General features: G+C 64.1%; 3 protein-coding genes. 1 reads left to right on the top strand and 2 read right to left on the bottom strand.

What is annotated here, in order from left to right; genetic code table 11:
- Nucleotides 1-1,026: hypothetical protein (locus tag VXC91_RS44005; RefSeq protein WP_329512953.1), on the top strand; the 1,026-nt coding region annotated here is incomplete at its 5' end.
- A 266-nt stretch (nt 1,027-1,292) separates the two neighbouring features.
- Here the strand turns inward: VXC91_RS44005 and VXC91_RS44000 are convergent.
- Entirely contained in the window at nt 1,293-1,763 is a 471-nt protein-coding gene (locus tag VXC91_RS44000) for a GNAT family N-acetyltransferase (RefSeq protein ID WP_329512952.1), read from the bottom strand.
- A gap of 581 nt (nt 1,764-2,344) precedes the next feature.
- Nucleotides 2,345-3,016, bottom strand: coding sequence for a nucleotidyltransferase family protein (locus VXC91_RS43995; protein ID WP_329512951.1), 672 nt, complete (start codon nt 3,014-3,016; stop codon nt 2,345-2,347).
- Nucleotides 3,017-3,177 lie beyond the last annotated feature (161 nt).

Below are 3,177 nucleotides of genomic sequence, written 5' to 3'. Positions count from 1 at the left end.
GGCCGGGGCCAGGGGAGTGCGGAACAGTTGACCGAGTACGTGGACACGGCACCATTGCGCCCCCAAAGCACGTCGCTGGCGCGCCGAAAGGGTCCAGTACTACGCCTTGGCATCGCGGGAGCGGTTGCCCCCATACTGCCTGTCGTCGGCATCAGGAAGTGGCTGTACGACTCCCTTCAACCGTTCCACGAGGCCCTGGGAATCACTGTCCTCGTGGTGGGGCTGCTCATGGCGCTCCCGGTGTTGCTGATGGCCAAGCACCTCCGGATGAGCCGGCCCAAATATGCAAAGTTGGTCCTGGTTCTCATGCTCACCGCCGATACGGCGGCGATGCTGCTCCTCACGCGCATCCTCCCGTTCCGGATGGGGCTACTCAGCTGCCTGCTGTACGGGCTGCCTAGCGCCCTCATCGCCTGTGCCGTGGTCCTTCGGTCACGTTTGGCGGTGTCGGCCACGCTGGCAGGCTTGGTTGCCTTCTGCGCACTCGCCGCACCGATACGAACATGGCAGCAACACATCGCGGCGCAGGAGTGGTTGCAGACGACTGGTGTCCCGTCACGAGCGATGGTTCAGGTGGTCAACTTTCCCGGCATGGAACAGGAGGCGTATACCTGGGACGGGAAGCAGCTCACGGCGATGTTCGACTACCCCTTCGGCCCGCAGCAGATATGGATGGCAGCCGAAACGGTGACGCAAGGCAACGTCAACCCGTGCGGTCCACTGCTGACAGCCGATGGCGACGCCACCTCAACCGAGTCGCCGCCATGCACCCAGGAAGCGCCGGGTTTGTGGTATCGCGGCACTCCTGACAAGGCCAACGGGTACGTCCTTCAACGGGACGGTGTGACCATCTCCGTGACAGGGGGTGTGTGGCCGAACACGGGCAAGTCCCAGGCGGCATATACAGTGGAACGGAAAGCCGCACTCCAGCACCTGGTGTTGGCCGCCCACCCGGCGACCGACGCTGAACTCTGGCCGCACATGCGTTCGGAACGCTTGACTCTGCGGAGCTTCCTCCTCCTCTGACGGCTCAGTGCCCGCCTGCCATCAGCCGCGGTCGTCGGACGCCACGCTTGTCGGTGCGATAGAGCGCCAGTTTGGAAGACGCCGTATGCGGATCGCGGCTGACCTGGAAAGGTACTGACCTGGGCCGAAGCGCGATCGGCGCCGCTGTTCCCCGTGAGTCCCCGCTCTGTCCCGCCGGGACGGGCACGCAACGGGCACGCAGGGCACAGCCGGCCTTCTGCTTTTCAGGCGATCAGAAGCCGAGGTCCTGTGCGGCGGATCACGCGCTACTGCAAGTCCAACTCGCCAACTGTCTGGTCCCCACTGGTCTCGCCTGTCGGACGGAACCCGAGTGCTCGGTAGAAACGTTCTGGCCCGTCCTCGCTTGGGTGCCAGGTGGTAGTCAGGAGTGTGCCACCACGACGGCGGATTTCAGTAGCGACGGACTCGACCGCAAAGCGCCCGTATCCCTGTCCCTGCTCGCCGGCCGCGATGTTGAGGCGCCAGAGGCCCGAGCGGATGTCGATGCCGCTGCTGTCGCCGATCCAGTCGATGTCGAAGAAGGCCATGAGGAAGCCGACAGGTCGGTCGCCGTCAAGGATGAGGCGGGGCCAGGCTGTGCCGGGATGGATGTACGCCTCGGCCAGGGACTTCACAACCGGTGCGACCAGGTGCTCCTGATCTAGGCGGACCCGTATGCCGATCGCGGCGTCGAAGTTGTCCGGAGTGATCTTCTCCAGACGACGTGTGCTCGTCATGCGTGCACCATAAGCCAAATGATCTAGGACGGGGCTTGGCCCGAGCGACGCCCGGGTGCCTGGCCCGCTCACCGCTTCACCAAACCCGGCCAGTGCGTTTGCAAGCCCGCAGCCAGCCACGCGGTCGGCGGAGCGGCTTTTGGGCGGGAGTTTCAATGACCCAGTCAAGCGCCGCTACCTGGGGCTTGCAGCACTAGTTTGGAAGACGCCGTATGCGGATGACGGCTGACCTGGCAACTCCCTGACCTGGGCCGGAGCGCGATCGGTGCCGCTGTCCCCCGTGAGTCCCCGCTGCGTCCGGGCGGACCGGGCACGCAACGGGCACGCAGGGCATAGCCGACCCTCTGCTTTTCAGGCGAGTTGATCGTGCGGCCAGGATCATGATCCGGCCCGACAACGACAGACGTCGACATCCCGTGACATACCGCTGCGTACGCTGGCGTCCGTTGTCGTTGCCGTCACCCTGCCGTCAGCAGCCGATGGCCAGGGATGGCCTGGGGCACGGGCACCTTCTGATCCGTAGCTCTATGTGGATCGGTCGCTGACGGTCATACCGGTCGCACCAAGGCCCTTCAAGGTCGCTACTGGACGGGATCAGTTCTTGTGGTTGCGGTATTTCGCTGCTCTACGCCTTCGGTGGCGATCGAGGCACTGCTTGTGGCCGGCCAGTCCATCACCCTCAGCTCGGGCCACTGCTCGTGCCAGCGCGCTGCCTTCGTCTCATAGACCGACCGAGGGGCAAGTGTCGGGTTCGGGCGGAGGACGAGGTTGAACATGTCCGACAGCCCGTGCGGGGCATAGACGCGCCAACGGCCGTCCGTCTCCACACGAACTCCCAGACAACACGTCGTTGCGGCGAAACTGTCGATTGCTGCCTCGCTGGAGTCAAACGGCGGACACGGCACTCCGAACTTGTCCTCATACCAGAGGTGGACCCGCGCCTCGTTCCTGATCTCAACGTCTGCAGGCAGATCGGCGAAGACCTCGCGTCCGGTCTTGATTACTGCGTCCTCTGCTTCCCAAGACAGATCTCTGTCGTCGAAGTAGATGACGTCGTAGTCCTTGATGCCGCTGGTCGGAGGCCTCTCTGTGACCACGTTCCATACGGTCTGGAACAGACACCCGGCCGCCACGTACCACCCAGGAAGGCTCAACGTCGCGGTCCGCGCCAGCACCTCCGTCAACACGTCATTACGCGAAAGCACCGCGTGCAGAGAATCAAGTTGCTGGTCGAGAGGCAGTCGACTGATCACCAGCCCTGCCTACCACAAGTCGCCCATGGCCAGACCGTGTCTGCCTCAACAGGAGACTCTACCTACACACCACTATGCGCGGCCCCTCGCGTCGCTCCCTCGTCAAGTGTGATCAGTAGCCGGTGTACTGATCAGCGGTCCCGCTGACCAGCGGGACTGAA

This window comes from Streptomyces chiangmaiensis (assembly GCF_036281785.1).
Classification (GTDB): Bacteria; Actinomycetota; Actinomycetes; order Streptomycetales; family Streptomycetaceae; genus Streptomyces; species Streptomyces chiangmaiensis.
Note: the sequence above shows the minus strand (reverse complement) of the source record. Positions and strands in the feature narration are given on the sequence as shown.